The following is a 20,385-nucleotide window of genomic DNA, read 5'->3' as shown; positions in this document are numbered from 1 at the left end:
ATTGTAAACAGGTATGAACGACGGGATTCGACGACGGGAAGCTCGCGCACGTGAACGAAACGGCCCATCACATTCTGGTCGTCGAGGACGATCCCGTGGGGCGGGAGACGCTCGCGGCCTATCTGCGCCGTGAAAACCACCGTGTTTCCGTGGCCGTGAACGGAGAGGAGATGCGGCGCGTCTTCCAGCGCGGGGACGTCGACGTGGTGATGCTCGACATCAACCTGCCCAACGAGGACGGCCTCTCGCTGCTCAGGGAGCTGAGGCGTCAGTCGGAGGTGGGGGTCATCATGGTGACTGGCCGGCAGGACGTCGTCGACCGGATCGTGGCTCTGGAACTCGGCGCGGACGACTATGTGACGAAGCCCTACACCATGCGCGAGTTGCTGCCGCGGACGAAGAACCTCGCCCGGCGCGTCGCCGCGGCGCGCATGCTGTCACCCGACCAACCGACGAAGACATTCGACGGCTGGACGCTCGACATCCCGCACTGGACGCTGACGTCGCCCGAAGGCGAGGAGGTGCGTCTGACGCGCGCCGAATTCGAACTCCTCGCCACGTTCGTCACCAACCGGGGGCGCGTTCTGACCCGCGACGGACTGATCGATCACGTCAGCCATCGCGACCGGGACCCGCTCGACCGGACCATCGACGTGCTCGTCGGCCGGCTCCGCCGCAAGATCGAAAAGGACCCCGCGAACCCGCGGCGCATCATCACGGTGCACGGGGTCGGCTATGTGTTCGCCGGCTGAGCCGCCGAGATCCTGGCGAAGACCTGCCTGAGCGCTGCGAGTCCCCGCCGGCAATCGGCAGCCAGTTCGTTGGCGACGGGCGCGAGGTCGTCGTCTTCGGTCTTCGCCAACCGCTCGACCGTCGCCGCACGGTCCGAGAGCTGAAGCAACCCGACGTGCAGGGACGAACTCCTGAGGCGATGGGCGATGCCGGCGAGCTTGTCGTGCTCCCCCGCCGTCGTCAGCCGTTCGATGTCCTCCGGCGCGTTGGCGACGCTGGCTTCAAATGCGGAAACGATGCGCCGCGTCTGCTCGAGACCGAGCAGTTTCACGTGTTCGGCGAGCGCGGTCTCGTCGATCAGGCCTTTTTGCGGATCGGGAGCGGGTGCGTCGTCCCGCTTGCGGAACTTTCGCGGCTTTGCGCCATAGCGGCGCGCATGCCGGATGACGACGCGCCTCAGCGTCGCTTCCAGACGGTCCATGCGGAAGGGTTTGCCGAGGAAGGCGTTGACGCCGGCGCGCGTGCAGGCGTCGATGTCGCTCGCGACAACCTGAGCCGACACCGCCACGACGGGCACGCGACTCTTTTTCCCGGAGTCGAGCGACCGAATCCGCCGCGTCGCCTCGGCGCCGTCGATGTCGGGGAGCCTCAAGTCCATCAGGACGACGTCGAAGTCCCGCGACCGCACCTGCTCGACCGCCGCTTCGCCCGTCGACGCCAGGGTGGCGCGGTGGCCGGCGCGCTCGAGCAGCCCGCAGGCGACCATTGCGTTGACCTCGTTGTCTTCGACCACCAGAACGTCGAGCGACAGCGGCATTCCGACGAGATCCGCCGACATTTCGGCGCGTCGCGCCGGACGATTGGTCGCGGTTCGCGCGAACGGCGCCGCAAATCCGAACCGGCTGCCCTCGCCGAGGCGGCTGCGGGCCCAGATCTCGCCGCCCAACCGGTCGACCAGCCGACGGCAGATCGCCAGTCCGAGCCCGCTGCCGCCGAAGCGGCGCGCGACCGAGGCGTCGGACTGCATGAAAGGGTCGAAGATCGCCTCCAGCCGGTCGGGCGCGACGCCGATGCCGGTATCGAGAACCTCGAAGCTGAGCCAGACGCGATCGGCGCCGTCGTCGCGCGCGCTGACGATCAGCCGGACTTCGCCGCGTTCGGTGAATTTCACCGCGTTGCCGACGAGGTTGAGCAGGATCTGGCGGAGTTTTCCGGAATCGCCAACGACGCCGGGAAGCGCCGGCGCATCGAGGACGAGTTGGAGATCGAGCTTGCGCGCCGCCAGCGGCAGCAGCAGTCCGAAGACGTCCTCGATGACGGAGGACACCGAAAACTCGGTCTCGTCCAGTTCGAGCGCCCCGGCCTCGATCTTGGAATAATCGAGGATATCGGAGACCACCGACGACAGCATTTGACCCGATCGGGCGATCGCCTCGACGTAGCGACGGCTGTCGGAGGAGAGCGCGCCCTGGCCGAGCAGTTCGGCCAGGCCCAGGATGCCGTGAATCGGCGTACGGATCTCGTGGCTGATCGTGGCCAGAAAGGCCGATTTCGCCCGATCCGCCCGCTCGGCTTCTTCGCGCGCGCGGCGATATTCAGTGACGTCGTTGAGGATGACGACCGCGCCCTGATACTTCTCGCTGACGTCGAGCATTCTTTGGACTCTGACCTCGAACCAGCGCGGGCCGAGGTTCGTCGGCAGCAGTCTTTCGAAGGCGATTTCTGTTTCGGCCAGCGCCTCGGCGCCGAGAATATCTTCGATCGGCAGGTGCGCGCCGCTGTAATAGCTCGCGCCCGGCGCCGCTTCGCCGGCGAAACGCGTCAGCGCGGCGTGGTTGGCGTTGTCGACGTTCCCTTTCTCGTCGACCAGGATGACCGGATCGTTCAGGCTCTCGAAGATCGTGAGATACTTGTTCTTCTCGTTGGTGATCAGGCGGTTCTGCGTTCTCAGCTGCTCGAACTGCTCGTCGGCGGGCCTTCCCGACCACTCGTCGCAGAAGCCGACCTCCATCCGGTCGAAAAACCTGTCGATCGATCGGCGGTTCGCCTCGCGCTCCTGCGGCGAGGCCTCGGGGTCCGAGACGAGGTCCTGATAGGTCTCGCGATAGCTCTTCATCAGGCCGAGAAAAAGCCCGAGAGTCACGCCCCGCGTTCGGTGCCGGCGTGCGGCTTCGATGCCGAAAAGCGCGATCGGATCATGCGTATAGTCGGACGACGCCTCGACGGGCGAGGACAGGCGCCCGAGATCGAGGGCGGCGAGCAGAGCCGTCGAGAGCCCGCGGATCGAAGCGAGCCAGGCCTGTTCGAGGGTGGACGTGAACGGGGTGTAGCCGCGCTCCTTGGCGTAGTGAATGATCCGCGCGGTGAGCCAATGATCGCTGGCCGCAATCAGGTCGCGCAGTTGCTGGGTTGTCGGCATTGTCATGTCTTGGACGGGGCTGTCCGGCGCCGACAGCCTTTCAGGGTTTGAGCGCGTCGGCAAGGATTCGCCATTCGACCTTCGCCCGCCATCGGCGCGCGCCCTGACAGGCGACGCCTACCAGCGTCGGTCCCTCCGGGCGGACGCTCCTAGCCGTGGGGAGAAGGCCCCAGCCGTCCGATGACGGAACGAGGAACGACCGGCGTCGGCGCGTCCGTCGCTGCGAGCGGCGGACGCCTGGGCCCGGGCGGCGCTTGTCTCCCGGGCGGGGGTCCACTAATCGGTTCCCTGTCCCGAACCTCGCGATGAGAGGCGTCCCCCTTGTTCCCGAAACCGTCGCCGGAACTCGTTCCGAACACCTACGCCTACGAATCGCAGCCGATGGTGAAGCCGACCGGCTTCCGTGAATACGACGCGCGCTGGCTGTTCGAGAAAGAGATCAATCTGATGGGCGTGCAGGCGCTCGGCCTCGGGCTGGCGCAGCTCCTGAAGGAGCTCAGCGTCCCGCGCGAGGTCGTGGTCGGCCACGACTTCCGCAGCTATTCGGCCTCGATCAAGCTCGCGCTGACGGCGGGGCTGATGGCGGGCGGGGCGAAAGTGCGCGACATCGGCCTCTGCATCACGCCGATGGCCTATTTCGCCCAGTTCGCCCTCGATTGCCCGGCGGTGGCGATGGTGACGGCCTCGCACAACGACAACGGCTGGACCGGCGTCAAGATGGGCGCGGCGCGACCCGTCACCTTTGGCCCGGAGGAGATGGGCCGCCTGCGCGACATCGTGATCGGCGGAAACTACGCGCCCGAGCCCGGCGGCGCCTACGAGTTCGTGCCCGACTTTCCCGCCCGCTACATCGCCGACCTGACCAGCCGACCCCGGTACGGGCGCAAAATGAAGGTGGTCGCCGCGTGCGGAAACGGCACGGCGGGAGCGTTCGCGCCGGAACTGCTGGAGAAACTCGGCGTCGAGGTCGTGCCGCTCGACTGCGACCTCGACTGGACGTTCCCGCGCTACAACGCCAACCCCGAAGACCTGCACATGCTGCACGCGATGGCGGAGGCGGTGACGGCGAGCGGCGCCGACGTCGCGCTCGGCTTCGACGGCGACGGCGACCGCTGCGGGGTGGTCGACAACGAGGGCGCCGAAATCTTCGCCGACAAGATCGGCGTCATGCTGGCGCGCGACCTGTCGAAGCTCCACCAGGGCGCGACCTTCGTCGTCGACGTCAAGTCGACCGGCCTGTTCGCGACCGACCCGGCGCTCGCGGCCAACGGCGTCAAGGTCGATTTCTGGAAGACCGGCCATTCGCACATCAAGCGCCGGGTGCGGGATCTGAAGGCGCTCGCCGGCTTCGAGAAGTCGGGCCATTTCTTCTTCAACGCGCCGGTCGGCCGCGGCTACGACGACGGCTTCGTCACCGCGATCGCCGTGCTCGACATGCTCGAGCGCAATCCGGCGAAGTCGATGGCCGACCTCTATCGCGACCTGCCCAAGACCTTCGGCTCGCCGACCATGTCGCCGCACTGCCCGGACGAAGTGAAATACGGCGTCGCCGAGGCGGTCACCGCCCGGTTTCAGGCCATGCTGATGCGCGGCGAGCGGCTGATCGGTCAAAAAATCCGCGACATCGTCACCGTCAACGGCGTCCGCGTGACGGTCGAGGACGGCACCTGGGGGCTGGTCCGCGCCTCCTCCAACAAGCCCGAGCTAGTCGTCGTCGTGGAGAGCCCGGCGTCGGAAGCCAACATGCGCGCCATGTTCGCGGCGGTCGACCGCGTGTTGCGCGAGAACCCGGAAGTCGGCGCCTACAACCAGACCATCTGACGACGGCGGCCGTCTTGCGCAGGCGGCCCGGTTCGTACAAAGACGATGCGACACATCCGCCAGGGGCGCATCCCATGCCGATCTTCGCCTATCGCTGCCGCGACTGCGGCAAGGAATTCTCGACGCTGGTCATGTCGGGCGAGACGCCGGTGTGCGAGCGGTGCGAGAGCGCCGATCTCGACCAGCAGCTGTCGCTGATCGCCGCGCCGAGCAAGGGCGGCGAGTCTGCGCCGGCGACGGCTGCGGGGGCCTGCGACATGATGGGCGGGTGCGGCTGCGCCGGCGCCTGCCCGGCCTTCGCCGACGCCTGAACGCGCCGCTTGCGCGCCGACCGCATCGCCGCCATCTATGGCGGCGAGAAGCTTTGGAGCGCGCCATGACGGACGCGGTGTCGCCGGCCGGAGACCTCGAGAGCGCCAAAATCCTGGCGATCGTCGCGTCGATCCCGCTCGCGGTCGACCTCGGCCGCTACGACCTCGCGCAAGCGGCCTTCGCGCCCGAGATCGTCATCGACTACACCAGCCTCTGGGGCGGCGAGCCGCAGCGCACGACGCCGGCGGCGCTGATGGAGGCGTGGCGCGGCCTCGTGCCGGGTTTCGACGCGACGCGCCACGAGCTTTTCGACCTCGAGGCGCGGATTGACGGCGACACGGCGACGGCGACGGCAGGGGTCGACGGCCGTCACTGGATCGGCGACGCGCTCTGGCGGCCGATCGGAACCTACCATTGGACGCTCGCGCGCCGCGACGGGCGCTGGGAGGTCACGGCGATGACCTTCGCCCTGACGCGGGAGATCGGCGACCGCGCCCTTGTCGCGATCGCGGCCGAGCGCGCCGGGCGCGGCTGACCCCTCGGCCTTTCGCAGGCTCGTCGCCGCGCCATTCGTCGCGCCCCTGACGGTCGACTGCCGGACCTGCCCGGAAGGAGCGCCCAGCACGGGTCGGATGGGCCCCTTGAGCGTCGGCGCGTCTCGCCCCACATGGGCACACAGGAGCCCGCCGCCTCGCAATCGGCGGCGTCCGCCCCGCGACGCTTTCCTCCCGGAGATCAGGCTCATGACCCTCGAACCCCATGGCGCGCCGGCGCGCGTCGCGCTCGTCACCGGCGCCAACCGCGGCATCGGGCTCGAAGTGTGCCGCCAGCTCGCCGCGCGCGGCGTGCGCGTCTTTCTCGGCGCGCGCGATTACGAGAAGGGCGCCGAGGCGGCGCGCCGTCTCGCTGGCGACGTCAGCCCGGTCGCGCTCGACGTGAACGATCCGGACGCGCCCGCGCGGCTCGCCGCGGGAATCGGCCCGGTCGACATTCTGATCAACAACGCCGGGATCCACTACGACACCTGGGAGACCGCGCTGAAAGCGGACTGGCGGATCGTGCGCGAGGCGTTCGAGACCAATCTGTTCGGCGCCTGGCGGATGGCGCAGGCTTTTGCGCCGGAAATGCGGGCGCGGGGCTGGGGGCGGATCGTCAATGTTTCTTCCGGGGCGGGGTCGCTCGCGTCCATGGGCGCCGGGACGCCGGCCTACGCCACCTCGAAGGCGGCGCTGAACGCGCTGACCCGCGTTCTGGCCGGGGAACTGGCCGGCAGCGGCGTGCTGGTCAACGCGGTCTGCCCGGGCTGGGTCGCGACCGACATGGGCGGCTCGGGCGGGCGTCCGGTCGCGGACGGCGCCGGCAGCGTGCTCTGGGCGGTCGACCTGCCCGCCGACGGCCCGACCGGCGGCTTCTTCCGCGACGGGCGCCCGGTGGCCTGGTGACGAGCGAATCGCCGCGCGCGTCGAGCGCGACGACAGGAAGCGCAGGCGCGCGCAAGTCCGGCGGATTGCAGACAAGGACGTGAACTCGTGACGCCAACCGAAACAGACAAGCAGATCCTCATCGTCGGCGCGTCGCGCGGGCTCGGGCTCGCGATGGCCGACGAGTTCCTGAAGCTCGGCTGGCGCGTCGTCGGCACGGCGCGGTCCGGCGGCGGAACGAAGCTTCACGATCTGGCCGAGGCTTCGGCGGGACGGCTGGAAGTCGAGACGGTCGACATCAACGCGCCCGATCAGGTCGCGGCTTTGCGCGCCCGCCTCGCCGGGCGGACGTTCGACATCGTGTTCGTCAACGCCGGCGTCAGCAACAACCCGCAGGAAACGATCGCCGACGTGACCACGGACGAATTTGTGCGGGTCATGATCACCAACAGCCTGAGCCCGATGCGGGTCGTGGAGGCGCTCGAGGACCTCGCGCCGCCGACCGGCCTGATCGGAATCATGTCGTCGGGCCAGGGCAGCGTCGCCAACAACACGGTCGGAATGCGCGAGGTCTACCGCGGCAGCAAGGCGGCGCTGAACCAGTTCATGCGCAGCTTCGCCGCCCGCCACGCCGGCGATCCGCGGACGCTGGTGCTGATGGCGCCCGGCTGGGTGAAGACGGACCTCGGCGGCCCGGACGCGCGGCTGACGATCGAGGACAGCGTGCCGAGCCTGGTGCGCACGCTGCTCGCCGTGCAGGGCCGGCCGGGCCTGCACTATCTCGACTATCTCGGCCGCACCGTGCCGTGGTGAGCGAGGGGGCGCGCCAAGGGCCGCGACAGCCCCGCCGATTGCACTGGCGCCATGAAGACGCCGATTGAAGGAACGCCCGACCCGAAAGCACATTTCAACGAGCGACAGCGAGCGCTCCAGTCTTACGATGCGGATGCACAACCGCCGCTTCACGCGCCTTACGAATGCGTTCGCTATGGCCGCTGGCCTTTCCGAGGCGCTCCTGACTTGGGAGGATAATGTGGGTGCGATGGATACCGATGCACCGAAGCCGGGATCGCGCGGCCCCCATCTGAAATCTACTGGAATTACACCTTAAATATCAATTACGTAATGCTGATTTGGAATTTGGGCCGGGGAATATCTGTTGACAAAAGCAAACAGTTACCCCATTCTTGGGCGAGTGGATGGCTAGGCCGCGCCACCCTAACAAAGAGATCGAAAATGCGATCTCCCACGCGGAAAGCTTGGCCTGGACGGTGGAGTTATCAAATGGGCACGCTTGGGGGCATCTCTTGTGTCCCCACCATTCCCGCGAGGGGTGCATGGTGGCTGTTTGGTCTACGCCGCGCAATTGTCAGAACCATGCAAGAGCCATTCTGCGCGCGGTCGAACGTTGCAACCATAGACTAGAGGAGGGCGGTGATGAAGACGTTTGAGTTCACAATTGTCGCCAGCTCCCCTGGCAGCGATATTGCCGATCTATCAGAACGGTTGTTTGAAGCCGGCTGCGATGACGCAACTGTGTCGTTGCAAAAGGGTGCTGCAATCATTGAATTTGATCGTGAATCGCGAAGCTTTTATCACGCGCTTAAATCAGCGCTGAGGGACGTTGAATCGACCGGCGCGATGGTCTTATACATTGCCCCTGAACACCTCGTCAGCCTGTCGGATATTGCGTCACGAATTGGCATTACCAGGGCCGCTGTTTCAAACTATGCAATAGGAAAGCGCGATAGCGGGGACTTCCCTATTCCTGTCGTCAGAGTTACGACTGACACGCCCCTTTGGGATTGGGTAGATGTTGCGCGATGGTTTTTCCGACGGGGGAGGCTGTCTCTGACTCAGGTCGTGCACGCCCGCGTTGTGAGATACGAAAACGTCAAGCGTCTAAAGCGAAGCGAGCATATGCGCGCAGCGTAGCAATGGCCCGCAACTCTCGCCGTACGGAAAATCTGCCGCTCAGTTTGTCCCGGACATGCTGTCCTAGCCCAGCTTGGCCGGGGCGCAACCGCCCATTCGTTGCTTGGCGACGAATGGGCTGCGAAAATTCAAATTACGAACTGAGACGCTACCGCCGCTTGCGGAAGGTTTCGAGCACGTCGAGGAAGGTCCACAATTGCTTCAGTCCCGGCGACTCGACCAGCGCCTCGCCGGTCGGATCCTCGATCGGGACCTCGTGCGCCGGGTCGCGCACGATCGCGCGGCGATAGAAGCGCCACGTCGCGTGGCCGAGGATCGGCATGACGACGGCGAGGCCGATGAACAGCGGCGCCGACCCGACGGCGAGCGCGGCGGCCACGATCGCGCCCCACACGGCCACCGGCGCGGGATTCTCGCGCGCCAACCGCACCGAGGCGACGATCGCCGGGGCGAGCCCGACGTCGCGATCGATCATCAGCGGGAACGAGACGACGCTGATTGCGAGCGCGACCGCGGCGAAGCCGAATCCGACGAGGCAGCCGACGGCAATCATCGTCCATCCGCGGCTGGTCGTGAAAACGTCGCGGACGAAGAGCCCCGCGGCCGACGGCGCATCGGGCCCGTACAGCGCCACATAGAGGTATTCCGCCGTCGCGAGCCAGAGCGCGAACAGCGCCAGGAGAAAACCGCCGAGAGCGAACACCGAGGGCAGCGCGGGGGAGCGAAATACGGCGAAAGCGTCGAGCCAGCTCGGCGCGAGGCCCGCTTCGCGCCGGCGGCTCAACTCGTAAAGCCCGACGGCGAAGAACGGGCCGAGCAGCGCGAAGCCCGCGGCGAGCGGAAACACGAGCTGGAGCGCGCTGCCGAACGAGGACAGCGCCGCGAGCGCGATCCCGGCGAGCGCGTAGAAGACGCCGACGAAGACGGGATGGGTCGGCGTGGCGAAAAAGTCCTCGACGCCTTCGCGCAGGGCGGCGAAAGCGTCCCGCGTCCCGAGCTTGCGGACCTCGATCGGCGCGTCATCGGCATGGGGTCCGAAGTAGACGTGGAATGTCGACGTCATGGGCGTCCTCCGCATCTTTGCGGGACACAGGCGGGACGTCGCGACGCTCGCGCCGCGGCCCCTCGACCGGCGCGCCGCCACGATCGAGGCTAGGCGGAACTCTTGGGCGCCGTGCGGTCTTTTGGCGCCCTTTTCATGGCGTCGACGGGCGGAATTGCGCCGCTTCGCGAGCGTCGGCGCGCGGGCGCTCCCATGCGAGCGCCCCATCTCGGCGGCTTTCGCCCGTCGAGCCCGCGCGTCCGGTCGCCGGGGCCGCGTCCGTCGCCCGACCTGGCAGCCGCGCTCGGCGAGCGCGGCGCGCGGCCAGCGGCCACGTCTGCGACGACGCTCGCCATCCGCCGCAGCCGCCGCGTCCCCTTCCCGGCTCGGCTTCGGCTCACCGGGCAGGGGTGCGGTCAGGACCGGATGACCGCTGGACAGTTCCGAGCCGTCGCCGACGGCTTCGCGACGCGGTCATGCCGAGCCGCGGCGGCGGGCTCGCCGTCGCCCACCCGGCCTCAGCCGAGGCTACCCGGACCGAACCAGGCGTCCAGCTCTTCCATCCCGTCCGGCGCGCCGCGAAGCCGGTCCAGCGGCGCCGCCGGGTCAATCCGGATCGGCGGCGGATTGTCGTTGGCGGACGCGACGGCGACCGCGGGTCGGACGCACGTCTCGAACGGCGCGGCGCAATCCGGCCGGCCGGCGGCCGGAGGTTCGGCATGGCCGGCGTCTTCGCGGCAAGCGGGTTCCGGTTGTCGGTCGATCATCGGAAAACCTCCGTGTCTGTTGTCTCGACGTCTGTCGGCGTCGCGCTGGTCTCTCGTGTTCAACACGCGCGCACTGTGCGCGCGCAAAAACGCCCGTCGCGACGGTCACAGCCTGAAGCAGCCTCTCCGTCCGCCCGGACCGGGACACCATCCCGATCGTGGATAGATTACTACCTTACGATTGCAGATTGCAACGCCTGCGTGTCGCTTTTTTCGCCGCGGGCGCCGGCCGACGTGGCTCGCCGGGATTCCCGAGCGCCGCCCGCCCTCGGGAGACGCCGATCGAGCGGCGGTCTCACGAGGTCGGCGCTCCGGCCCGTCGACGACAAGGCGTCCCCCGGACGCCCGCCGGAGCCCGGCCGGGCGGTCCGACGAGCGCCCTGCGGCGGCGCTCGCGCCGGCCCGGAATATTGTTCGCCCGCGCGGCAAAAACCCTCTTGCATCGCCGCTCGATTCGAACACATATGCAGTCGCCCAATACGCACGTGCCTGTGGTCGCGTGCCGGTCGGCGGGGATCTGGACAAGAGGCCAGTCAACCGCCCTTTGGAAGACCGGCAGCCGGAGGCGAACCGGCGAACCCCGCCCCACGGGGGACGCGACTTGAAGCAACGACGGACCGGGCTTTTTTGGTCTCTGCCTGCCCTCCAAAGGCCGGCGATCAAAGAGGCTTGTCTATCTTTGCCGGGCGTGCGGACGGGACTCTCCGTCCAAACGATGGCCTGATGTGTGATCCCCGCGCGGCCTTTTGCCGCTCGGTCCCCATGCATTGGGCTACGGCGCAGCAGCTGATCGCTCCATCGTCGCGGCCTCTTCGAGGCGACGGCGCGCGGGCGATCGCGTCGGCGGGTCAACGACAGCGTCCGCGTTTCCAACGCGCGGGCGCGACGGTCGCATCGCCGGCGAATCCTTCACTGTTCCGGCGCGGGAACCGCCTGCCGCGCCGTCAGGGGATGCCGCTCATGACGGACCGCATCAAGCAATTCCTCGCCGACAACCGCGAGGACGGACCGCGCCTCGTCGTCGATCTCGACGTCGTGCGCGACAACTATCGGAGCTTCGCCGACGCCCTGCCCGACACGCGCGTGTTCTACGCCGTCAAGGCCAATCCGGCGCCCGAGATCCTGAGCCTGCTCGCCGGCCTCGGCTCGTGCTTCGACACGGCCTCGGTCGCCGAGATCGAGCTCGCGCTCGCCGCCGGCGCGTCACCAGACCGCGTCAGCTTCGGCAACACGATCAAGAAGGAGAAGGACATCGCGCGCGCCTTCGCGCTCGGGGTCCGGCTCTATGCGGTCGATTGCGGGGCGGAGGTCGAGAAGGTCGCGCGCGCGGCGCCGGGCTCGAAGGTGTTCTGCCGGATCCTGTGCGACGGCGCCGGCGCCGAATGGCCGCTTTCGCGCAAGTTCGGGTGCGCGCCGGACATGGCGGCCGACGTGCTCGAGCGCGCCCACGCGCTGGGCCTGGTCGCGCACGGGCTGTCGTTCCACGTCGGTTCGCAGCAACGCAACCCGCGCATGTGGAACCGCGCGCTGCAGGTCTCGGCCGGGATCTTCCGCGACCTCGCCGAGCGCGGCATTCAGCTCGCGATGCTCAACCTCGGCGGCGGCTTCCCGACGCGCTACCTCAAGCGGGTGGCGCCGGTTCAGACCTATGGGCAGTCGATTTTTCGGGCGCTGCGCCGCCACTTCGGCAACCGCATCCCGGAGACGATCATCGAGCCCGGCCGCGGCATGGTCGGCGACGCCGGGATCATCGAGGCGGAGGTCGTGCTGATCTCGAAGAAGTCTCAGCAGGACCACGTGCGCTGGGTCTATCTCGACATCGGCAAGTTCAACGGCCTCGCCGAGACGATGGACGAGATGATCCGCTATCCGATCCGCACCGATTGCGACGCGGAGGCGCTCGGCCCGTGCGTGCTCGCCGGCCCGAGTTGCGACTCGGTCGACGTGCTGTACGAGAAGGACCCCTACCTTCTGCCGGTCACGCTCGAGATCGGCGCCAAGGTGCTGATCGAGGGGACCGGCGCGTACACGACGACCTATTCCACGGTCGGTTTCAACGGTTTTGCGCCGCTGAAGTCGTACGTGATCTGAGCCGTCGCCGGCGGCTCCTCGGCCGAGCCGCCGGCCCGTCCGAACGCCTTCGGCTGCGCCGGGCCGGAACGTCTTGCCGCCGACCCGGCCGGCGCGTTATCGCAATCGGAGAGGCGGCGCGCGGCGGGGCCGCGAAGGCCGCCCTCGCTCGATGGGACGTTTCGACATGAGGACTTCAGCAACCCGGCTCGCGGCGGCCCTGCTCGCGCTCGCGTCTCTCGGTCAGGCCGGCTTCGCCGCCGGAACCGAGCCGGTCGCGGGTCCGCCGGCTGTGGCCGCCTGGGTCGTCGCCCCGGGCGACTCCGGTTACAGCGGCGCCCCCTGGCCGGCGCCGCCGTGGACGACGTCCCTGCCGGCGCCGCGGCTCGGCTGCTACGCCTTCAGCCAGGACCTGAGGGGCGCGTGGCGGCGGATCGTCGTGTGCGAGTGAAGGCGGCGCCGACCCCGCTGCGACTCCCGCACGGTCGCCCGCGCGCCTTGCAGGTTGGCATGGGGCAGCCGCAGGCGGCCGATCGCGGCGATGGCGAACCCGAGCGCATAGGCGACGGAGCCTGCGCACAAATCCGACCACGCGAGCGCGCCGCCCGGTAGCAGCGCGAAAACGAGCGGCGCGCCGAGGGCGGGTCGAAAAGCGCGCCGGTCGCCGCGCCCGGCGCGTGCGAACGCGTGGCGCGCAAGCCCTGCTGTCAATCCGCGGGACAGCCTGCCCATCCGTCGCCCCCTCTGGGAAGGAAGCCCGTGGGCGCCGCGGTCGGGACGACGCGAGAACGGTCGGCCAGGCGAGAGCCTGCGTCGCCGTGGCGCGGCGAATGTCTTGAACCTGAAACAATCCGTACCCAAACAGGGGCGCGGCCCATTCTTGACGAGAGTCCGATGAAGAGCATCCTTCTGTTCGCAAGCGCAGGCGTCGGACTCGCGAGCCTCGTCGCGCCGGCCCTCGGCGCTGGCCGTCCGCTGGTCACGACCCAGCCCGATCCGCAGGCCGACGTCGCGCCTTATTTCGTGCCGGACAGCGACCCGCGCTGGTCGAACCCGGATTGGTCGGCCGACGACATCGCGGCGCTGCGCAAGGCGATCAAATACGTCTTCGTGATCTACAACGAGAACCGCTCGTTCGACCACGAGTACGGGACATTGCCCGGCGTCGACGGCCTCTATTCCGACGGCAAGGCGCCGCGCTCCGCCGCCGACACCCCCGGCTTCACCCAGACCTACCGCGACACCGTGACCGGCCAGACGGTGACGGTGCAGCCGTTCCTCGTCGGCCCGGAGCAGAATGCGTCGTTCAAGGACTCGACCGACCATTCGCACAAAGGGCTCGCGGCCAAGCTCGACGTCCAGGACGGCGTGGCGAAGATGGACAAGTTCGCCGAGGTCGAGTGGCGCAAGTACGCGCGCTCCGGCAGCGATAAGGGCGAGAAGATGGGGACCCAGTTCGCCCGCCTCGCCATGGCGCACATCGATTGCGACACGATCCCGTTCTTCTGGCGCTGGGCCACCCGCTTCACCATCTTCGACAACAATTTCGCCACCGAGGACACGCCTTCGACTCCGAACGCCGTCGCGATCCTTTCGGGCCAGGCCGGCGAGACGCAATGGGTGAAGCACCCGAGCCTGACCAACGCCCCGGCCGACACCGGCTTCACGGGCGCGATCGGCGGCACGATCAACGGCAAGACCTACAGCGGCGAGGCGACGACGCAGGGGCCGCCGCTGGTCAACGATCCGCAGCCCTGGTGGGGCTCGGCGTTCGACGCCACCCCGATCGGCCGGCAGCCGACCGCGCCGCGCGAGGACTGGGACCCGGGCAACACCGCCTCGAACCTCACCTTCGCCTCGCTTCCGCTGACGATGATGGGCGGGTGGATCAACCTGTTCACCCAGTGGGACCGCAACCCGGCCTTCGACCTTCCCGACGTCCAGAAGGACATTCCCGCCGTCGCAGCGCTCGGAAAGACGCCGGTCGGCTGGCGCTGGTATCAGAACGGCTACGACCTCGAACCCACGGACACGGGACTCGTCGTCTCGCACATGGGCTATGTCAGCCACCACAACGGCGCGCAATATTTCGGCTACATCGCCAACAACCCGGTCGAGGCGATCAACCTGCGCGGCGAAGGCGACTTCTTCGCGGATCTCGCGAGAGGCGACCTGCCGGCGGAGGGCGGCGTCTTCTATGTCCGCGGCGGCTACTACAATCTCGACTATCCGAAACAGACCGCCGTCATCCAGAATCCGAACTATCCCGACCCCAAGGGCCTGACGCCGGACGAGCGCGCCAAGATCGCCAAGGCCAAATCCGGCGACGACGACCACCCCGGCTATTCCGACAGCATGCTCACCGAGGCGATGGCGGCGCGCGTCATCAACGCCATCGCCAGCAACGACAGCCTGTGGAAGCAGAGCGCCATCATCATCGCCTACGACGAGTCGGACGGCCTCTACGATCACGTCCCTCCGCGAATCCTGAGCTACGGCCCCGACGGCCTGCCGCTCGCCCGCGGCGTCCGCATCCCCCTTCTCCTGATCTCGCCCTACGCCCGGGCGCACGCGGTCTCCCACGCCGAGGGCGACCACAACGCGATCATCGAGACGGTCAACGCGCTCTTCGGCCTGCCGGCCCTTTCGAGCCTGCCGGACGAGAAGGAGGCGCTGGCGGAGGGCGATTCGCCGCGGTTCAACGCCTTCGCGCCCAAGGGCTTCGAGCAGAAATACCTCGGGCCGCGCGACACGCCCACGGCTGAGACGGACAGCCTGCTCTCGGGCTTCGACAAGGCGCGGGTGACGGGCGCCCTTCCGCCTCTCCCCGCCTCGCTCGCGCTGATCCCGCGCGACGTCGTCGAGACCTTCCCCCACTACGGCGGCAAGGGCTGCGCAGCGATCGGCGTGACGCCGGAGAACGTGCGCCAGGCCATTCCCAACGTCATGCCGGAGGGATTCAATTCCCTGCCCGCGACCCTGCCGGACTACAATTGAATCGGGGAGGCCGGGCTCGGCTCGTCGCCGCTTGCGCGATCTGCGCGGTGGCCGCGCTCGCGCCGAACGCCCACGCCGGCCCGGTCGTCGACCGGATCAGGGCGGAGGGGGCGATCCGCTGCGGCGGCGTCTCGCGGCCGGGGCTCGTCGGCCAGCGGCCCGGCGGGCGCGAGGCTTCCGGCCTTTATCTCGACCTCTGCCGGGCGATCGGCGCGGCTCTGCTCGGGCCCGAGGGCCGCATCGCGTTCCACCCGTACGATTTCGACGCCGCCTTCGACCTCGTCCGCGACGGTCGCGACGACCTCGCCTTTCTCGACGGCTCGGAGATCCTCGATGAGCGCCTCGCGGGCCGGACGCTGTTGGGGCCGGCGGTGGCGTTCGTCTCGACCGGCGTCAGGGTTTCGGTCGATTCCCCGGTGAGGACCCTCGCCGACCTCGCCGGCAGATCGGTCTGCTTCTACCAGGGGTCTGGCGCGCACCGGACGCTCGAGGCGTGGATGGCGGCGCGCAAACTCGACTTCACCCGCATGCCCTACACCGAATACGGCGAGATGGACGACGCCTTCGCTGCGGCGAAGTGCGACGCCGAAGCCGGCGAGACCGGCGATCTCGCGATCGCGAGCCTTTCAGGCAAGCGCCCGAGCCGCATCCTGCCCGAGCCGCTGGCGAGTTTCCCCGTCTTCGCCGCCACGCCGGCGAGCGACCCGCAATGGGCTGCGATCGTCGCCTGGGCGATCGTCACGGTGCAGCGCGCCGGGCTGCCGGCGGGGCCGTGGACGGCCCGCGCCGAGGCGTCGGCGCCGGAGGCGGGCGATCTCGGCCTGTCCGACGACTGGGCGAAGCGGGTCCTCGCCGCCGCCGGGAGCTACGCCGACATTTACGACCGCAATCTCGGCGACCGTTCGCCCCTGCGGCTTCCCCGCGGTCCCAACGCTCCGGCGGAGGCGGGCGGGCTGTTCGTCACGCCGTTCCGGGAGTGACCGCGCCGGCGGCGTCGCCCCCCGGGTTCGTCATCAGTTCGCCCGAGGCCGCGTCCCCGCCATGACCGCGAGCCTCACCGAGGTCGACCGCGAAAGCCGGCTCGGTCCCGGCTGCGGCGGGGGCCGGAACGGATCCGTCGGAGGCCACTCCCGGCTCGGGCGCGGCGGCCCCCTGGCGCGGCGCAGGCGACCGGCGCCTCCGCCGGCGCGCTCGGTCAACAGCTGTAGGTTCCGCGCAGGAACAGCAACTTCTGGTCGACCTCGATCTCGTGGAAGACGCGCTCGTGCCAGGCGACCTGCGCCGCGAGCAGGTCGGCCCGGGACAAAAGGCCGACGAGGCGGCCGCGATCGAGCGCCACGGCGTGCGTGACGCCGCGCTCGGCGATGAGGTCGAGACAGCGGCGCACGGTGTCCGACGGCGCCGCCTCGGCGACCGTCCGGCTCATCGCCTCGGCGACCGGCGCATCCTTGGCCGCCCGCGCGCCGGTCGCGCCGTTTCGCGCGTAGTCGCGCTCGGAGAAGACGCCCGCAACGCCCGCCGCCGACGTCACCGCGACTGCGGCCGCGTCGCATTCCGCCATGACCCGCAGCGCTTCGCCGACGGTCGCGTCCTCGGCGACGGCCGCGAGAGCCAGCGGACGCAACGCCGCCAGCGCCGTCGCCACGGTTGGTTCCGGCGCGCGCGGGTGGCGCGCCTCGGCGGTGGCGAGACGCGCCGCGAGCACGCCCGGCCTGTCTCGCCTCTTGTTGCGCAGCGATCCGAACATGAATCCTGGACCTTCGTTCACCGCCAAGGACACGAAAGATACACGAAGCTTCGTGTCCCCTCGTGTCCTTCTTGTCGAGCCGGTTGCAATGAGTCCGGCTCCGTCATATATTTTGCCCGATTTTCATGGCAGGAAAGCGGGCATGTCTTCCGCAGGAGGGAAATCAGGCCGCGCGAGCGGCGCCTTCGAAAGCTACGGACTCTCCAAGAAGCAGCTCGCTGAAACCCTCGGGATCGCGCCCGAGGCGTTGTACAAGGCGAGCCGCCTCGATGCGCCCCGGACGCAGTCGCGCCTCAGGGAGATGAACGAGATCGTGCGGCGCGTTTCCGCCTGGGCGGGCGGGCCGGCGCAGGCGGTGGCCTGGTATCGCGCCGAGCCGATCCCCGCTTTCGGCGGACGCACAGCGGAGTCGCTGGTGAAGTCGGGTCAGGCCGCCGCGTTGCGCGACTATCTCGACTCGATCGCGCTCGGCGGATTTGCTTGAGATTTTGCGGTCTGGCCTACCGCGCCCACGATCCCCGCTGGTCGTTCAGGCCGCTCTCCGGCGAGGGCGCCGCCATCCACGGCGGGCGCTTCAACCCGAAAGGCCTGGCGGCGCTTTCTCTCGCCCTCGATCCGATGACGGCGATCAAGGAAGCGGCGCAGGGCTTTGCCCGCAAGTTCGAGCCGCTCGTCCTTTGCACCTACGAAATCGACTGCGAGGACGTCGTCGATTGCCGGTCCGGGGAGGACGCCCTCGCCGCGGGCGTCGCCTGGGAGGACATGGCGTGCCCCTGGTTCGCCGAGGCGGCGTCCGGGCGGGAGCCGGCCTCGTGGCGGCTGGCGCTGCGCCTGATCGCCGCCGGCGCGGCGGGACTGATCGCGCCGAGTTTCGTCCATGGCGTCGCGCCCAACGACGTCAATCTCGTTCTGTGGCGCTGGAGCGACCGCCTGCCCTGCCGGGCGCGCGTTCACGACCCGAGCGGCCGTCTGCCGAAGAGCCAGCTGTCGTGGACGTGAGGGTTTCACCACCAAGGACACGAAGTCGCACGAAGCTTCGTGTCCCTTCGTGTCCTTGGTGGTGAATTGGGAACCGCGCCATGCCAAAGACCAGCGCCGGCATCCTCCTCTTCCGCAGCCGCCCGTACGGCGCCGAGGTCCTGCTCGTCCATCCAGGCGGGCCGTACTGGGCGCGCAAGGACGACGGCGCGTGGTCGATCCCGAAGGGCGAAGCCAATCCGGGCGAGGACCTGCTCGACGCCGCGCGGCGCGAATTCTTCGAGGAGACCGGAGCCCGCGTCGAGGGCGCCTTCATGGACCTCGGCGCGCACCGCCAGCCGGGCGGCAAGGTCGTCGCCGCCTGGGCGCTGGAGGGCGATTTCGATCCCGCCTCGCTGTCGAGCGGGCCCTTCACCATGGAATGGCCGCCCCGCTCCGGCAAGACGGCCGAGTTCCCGGAGGTCGACCGGGCCGAATGGTTCGACCTCGCCGCGGCGGAGCGGAAGATCCTCGTCGGTCAACGGCCGATCCTCGCGGCGCTCGCCCGGCGCCTGGAAGGCCGACGATCGCGGGAAAGCTGAACCTCGCCCCTTGCCAAATCCGCGCGAGGCGTGGAAAGGCGCGGGCGCGGCCCTATATGGGCCTTTCGCCGCGCGGAGCCCTTCATGCCTTTCTGGCTCGACATTCTCGCCTTCCTCGTCAAGGCGCTCGTCATCGTGGCGGCGATCGGCGGCCTCGCGATCCTGATCGTCCGGCTCGCCCGGTCGGGCGAAGCTCCGAAGGACCACGAGATCCGGATCAAGTCGATCAACGACCGCTACGACGCCATGCGCGACGCGATCGAGGCGGAACTGGTCGACAAGAAGCAGAGGAAGGCGCTGATCAAGGCGCGCCGGAAAGAGGCCAAGGCGCGGCGCAACGCGCCGCCCGGACGGCGCATCTTCGTCCTGACCTTCAAGGGCGACCTGCGCGCGACCGCGGTCAAGGCGCTCGGGCGCGAGATCGACGCGGTGCTGATGACGGCGCGGCCGGGGACCGACGAAGTCGTGGTGCGGATCGACAGCGGCGGCGGCACGGTGACCGGCTACGGCCTCGCCGCCGCCGAGTTGCAGCGGCTGCGCGAGCGAAAGATTCCGGTCACCGCCTCGGTCGATCAGGTCGCGGCGAGCGGCGGCTACATGATGGCGTGCGCCGCCGACCGCATCGTCGCCGCGCCCTTCGCCGTGGTCGGCTCGATCGGCGTCGTCGCGTCGGTTCCAAACGTGCACAAGCTGCTCAAGAAGAACGCGATCGAGTACGAGGACATCACCGCCGGCGAGTTCAAGCGCACCGTGTCCGTGCTCGGCGAGATCACGCCGGCGGGGCGGGAGCATTTCCAGGACAAGCTCGACGCGATCCACGAGGCCTTCAAGTCGCTCGTCGCCGCCCGCCGGCCAGGGATCGACGTCGCCCGGGTCGCCACCGGCGACACCTGGCTCGCCGGCGACGCGCTCGGCCTCGGTCTCGTCGACGAGATCGTCGCCGGCGACGAACTGCTGTTTCGCGCCCGCGACAGCGCCCGGCTCTACGAGATCCGCTGGGAGGCGAAGAAGACTCCGCTCCAGCAGCTCACAGGCGGCCTCGGCGCCGCGGCGCGAAGGGTTGCGGACTTCGCCCTCGCCCGGTTGAGCGGCCCCGCCGGATGAAGGCCCCGGCGGCGGCCTTCCGCCGCCGGACCCCCCCCGCCCTCAGCCGATCGCGATCTTGCGCGGCTGGGCGTGCTTCGCCTTGGGCAAGGTCAGCGTCAGCACCCCGTCCTCCAGGCTGGCGCTGATGGCGTCCCGGTCGATCGCGTTCGAGAGGGCGAACGAGCGGGCGTAGGGGCCGACGTTGTACTCGGCGTAGACCGGCTCCATGTCCTTGTATCGGGCGAAGTCGATGCGGCCTTCGACCCGCAGCACGTCGTTCTCGAGGCCGACCTCGAGGTCCTTCTTCTCGACGCCGGGCATCTCCATCACCACCGCGAGCGCCTCCTCGGTCTCGTAGATGTCGGCGCTGGGGACGAAGCTGCGGCCCGGAACCGTCCGCTCTTCCCTGGCGAGAAGTTCCTTCTTCTCGCGCACCGCCATTTCCTTGTTGTCCGCCATGGTCCTCTCCCTCGCATT

Annotated in this window: 20 protein-coding genes and 1 pseudogene; 16 read left to right on the top strand and 5 right to left on the bottom strand. The window is 68.9% G+C overall.

Going from position 1 to position 20,385, the window contains the following annotated elements:
* The first annotated feature begins 50 nt into the window (after positions 1-50).
* Complete coding sequence (gene dorR, locus DFR50_RS11060; RefSeq protein WP_113889256.1) at positions 51-752, top strand: two-component system response regulator DorR; 702 nt, start codon at positions 51-53, stop codon at positions 750-752.
* Here the strand turns inward: dorR and DFR50_RS11055 are convergent.
* Positions 734-3,151 (bottom strand): hybrid sensor histidine kinase/response regulator, encoded by a 2,418-nt coding sequence (locus DFR50_RS11055; RefSeq protein WP_170153161.1) that lies wholly within the window; start codon positions 3,149-3,151, stop codon positions 734-736. The two genes, dorR and DFR50_RS11055, sit on opposite strands and share 19 nt — an antisense overlap.
* A 321-nt stretch (positions 3,152-3,472) precedes the next feature.
* On the opposite strand from DFR50_RS11055, the gene DFR50_RS11050 reads away from it, so the two are divergent.
* The 7 genes and pseudogenes from DFR50_RS11050 (at position 3,473) to DFR50_RS31345 (ending at position 8,640) form a co-directional block, all read left to right on the top strand.
* Positions 3,473-4,972: a phosphomannomutase/phosphoglucomutase gene (locus DFR50_RS11050; RefSeq protein WP_113889254.1), complete on the top strand. Its 1,500-nt coding sequence runs from the start codon at positions 3,473-3,475 to the stop codon at positions 4,970-4,972.
* Positions 4,973-5,046: 74 nt separating this feature from the next.
* Positions 5,047-5,283: an FmdB family zinc ribbon protein gene (locus tag DFR50_RS11045; protein WP_113889253.1), complete on the top strand. Its 237-nt coding sequence runs from the start codon at positions 5,047-5,049 to the stop codon at positions 5,281-5,283.
* A gap of 65 nt (positions 5,284-5,348) precedes the next feature.
* Positions 5,349-5,819, top strand: coding sequence for a nuclear transport factor 2 family protein (locus DFR50_RS11040; RefSeq protein ID WP_147262730.1), 471 nt, complete (start codon positions 5,349-5,351; stop codon positions 5,817-5,819).
* A 208-nt stretch (positions 5,820-6,027) separates the two neighbouring features.
* Positions 6,028-6,726 carry an SDR family NAD(P)-dependent oxidoreductase gene (locus tag DFR50_RS11035; RefSeq protein WP_113889251.1) on the top strand — a complete coding sequence of 233 codons (699 nt, stop codon included), beginning with the start codon at positions 6,028-6,030 and terminating at the stop codon, positions 6,724-6,726.
* Between the two features lie 87 nt (positions 6,727-6,813).
* Complete coding sequence (locus tag DFR50_RS11030) at positions 6,814-7,518, top strand: SDR family NAD(P)-dependent oxidoreductase (protein WP_113889250.1); 705 nt, start codon at positions 6,814-6,816, stop codon at positions 7,516-7,518.
* Between the two features lie 9 nt (positions 7,519-7,527).
* A pseudogene (locus DFR50_RS33560) lies at positions 7,528-7,816 on the top strand (IS1 family transposase); the annotation flags it as partial.
* A gap of 326 nt (positions 7,817-8,142) precedes the next feature.
* On the top strand, positions 8,143-8,640 hold the full coding sequence (locus DFR50_RS31345; protein WP_147262729.1) for a hypothetical protein: 498 nt from the start codon (positions 8,143-8,145) through the stop codon (positions 8,638-8,640).
* A gap of 148 nt (positions 8,641-8,788) precedes the next feature.
* On the opposite strand, the gene DFR50_RS11020 is transcribed toward DFR50_RS31345, so the two are convergent.
* Both DFR50_RS11020 and DFR50_RS11015 read right to left on the bottom strand, forming a co-directional pair.
* Positions 8,789-9,703 (bottom strand): DUF2189 domain-containing protein, encoded by a 915-nt coding sequence (locus tag DFR50_RS11020; protein ID WP_113889249.1) that lies wholly within the window; start codon positions 9,701-9,703, stop codon positions 8,789-8,791.
* Between the two features lie 497 nt (positions 9,704-10,200).
* A complete protein-coding gene (locus DFR50_RS11015) occupies positions 10,201-10,449 on the bottom strand; it encodes a hypothetical protein (RefSeq protein ID WP_113889248.1) in 249 nt (82 codons plus the stop codon).
* Between the two features lie 960 nt (positions 10,450-11,409).
* Between DFR50_RS11015 and DFR50_RS11010 the strand changes: the two genes are divergently transcribed.
* From DFR50_RS11010 to DFR50_RS10995, 4 genes are all read left to right on the top strand, one after another.
* A complete protein-coding gene (locus tag DFR50_RS11010) occupies positions 11,410-12,540 on the top strand; it encodes a type III PLP-dependent enzyme (RefSeq protein ID WP_113889299.1) in 1,131 nt (376 codons plus the stop codon).
* Positions 12,541-12,706: 166 nt separating this feature from the next.
* Positions 12,707-12,970: a hypothetical protein gene (locus DFR50_RS11005; RefSeq protein ID WP_147262728.1), complete on the top strand. Its 264-nt coding sequence runs from the start codon at positions 12,707-12,709 to the stop codon at positions 12,968-12,970.
* 443 nt (positions 12,971-13,413) lie between these two features.
* Complete coding sequence (locus tag DFR50_RS11000; protein ID WP_113889246.1) at positions 13,414-15,516, top strand: alkaline phosphatase family protein; 2,103 nt, start codon at positions 13,414-13,416, stop codon at positions 15,514-15,516.
* 47 nt (positions 15,517-15,563) lie between these two features.
* On the top strand, positions 15,564-16,496 hold the full coding sequence (locus DFR50_RS10995; protein WP_170153160.1) for an ABC transporter substrate-binding protein: 933 nt from the start codon (positions 15,564-15,566) through the stop codon (positions 16,494-16,496).
* Positions 16,497-16,711: 215 nt separating this feature from the next.
* On the opposite strand, the gene DFR50_RS10990 is transcribed toward DFR50_RS10995, so the two are convergent.
* Complete coding sequence (locus DFR50_RS10990) at positions 16,712-17,263, bottom strand: CBS domain-containing protein (protein WP_113889244.1); 552 nt, start codon at positions 17,261-17,263, stop codon at positions 16,712-16,714.
* A 142-nt stretch (positions 17,264-17,405) separates the two neighbouring features.
* On the opposite strand from DFR50_RS10990, the gene DFR50_RS10985 reads away from it, so the two are divergent.
* From DFR50_RS10985 to sohB, 4 genes are all read left to right on the top strand, one after another.
* The gene (locus tag DFR50_RS10985; RefSeq protein WP_113889243.1) at positions 17,406-17,747 is read left to right on the top strand and encodes an MbcA/ParS/Xre antitoxin family protein; all 342 of its coding nucleotides are present in this window, start codon (positions 17,406-17,408) and stop codon (positions 17,745-17,747) included.
* Positions 17,744-18,262 (top strand): RES family NAD+ phosphorylase, encoded by a 519-nt coding sequence (locus DFR50_RS10980; protein ID WP_113889242.1) that lies wholly within the window; start codon positions 17,744-17,746, stop codon positions 18,260-18,262. Before DFR50_RS10985 ends, DFR50_RS10980 begins: the two co-directional genes overlap by 4 nt.
* Positions 18,263-18,342: 80 nt before the next feature.
* The gene (locus DFR50_RS10975) at positions 18,343-18,822 is read left to right on the top strand and encodes an NUDIX hydrolase (RefSeq protein ID WP_113889241.1); all 480 of its coding nucleotides are present in this window, start codon (positions 18,343-18,345) and stop codon (positions 18,820-18,822) included.
* Between the two features lie 84 nt (positions 18,823-18,906).
* Entirely contained in the window at positions 18,907-19,926 is a 1,020-nt protein-coding gene (gene sohB, locus DFR50_RS10970; protein WP_113889240.1) for a protease SohB, read from the top strand.
* Between the two features lie 42 nt (positions 19,927-19,968).
* Here the strand turns inward: sohB and DFR50_RS10965 are convergent, their stop codons facing one another.
* Entirely contained in the window at positions 19,969-20,367 is a 399-nt protein-coding gene (locus tag DFR50_RS10965; protein ID WP_170153159.1) for an Hsp20/alpha crystallin family protein, read from the bottom strand.
* Between the last annotated feature and the right edge of the window lie 18 nt (positions 20,368-20,385).

The organism is Roseiarcus fermentans (assembly GCF_003315135.1).
GTDB classification, from domain to species: Bacteria; Pseudomonadota; Alphaproteobacteria; order Rhizobiales; family Beijerinckiaceae; genus Roseiarcus; species Roseiarcus fermentans.
The sequence above is the reverse complement of the archived record's forward strand: the minus strand, read 5'-3'. Positions and strand labels throughout refer to the sequence as shown.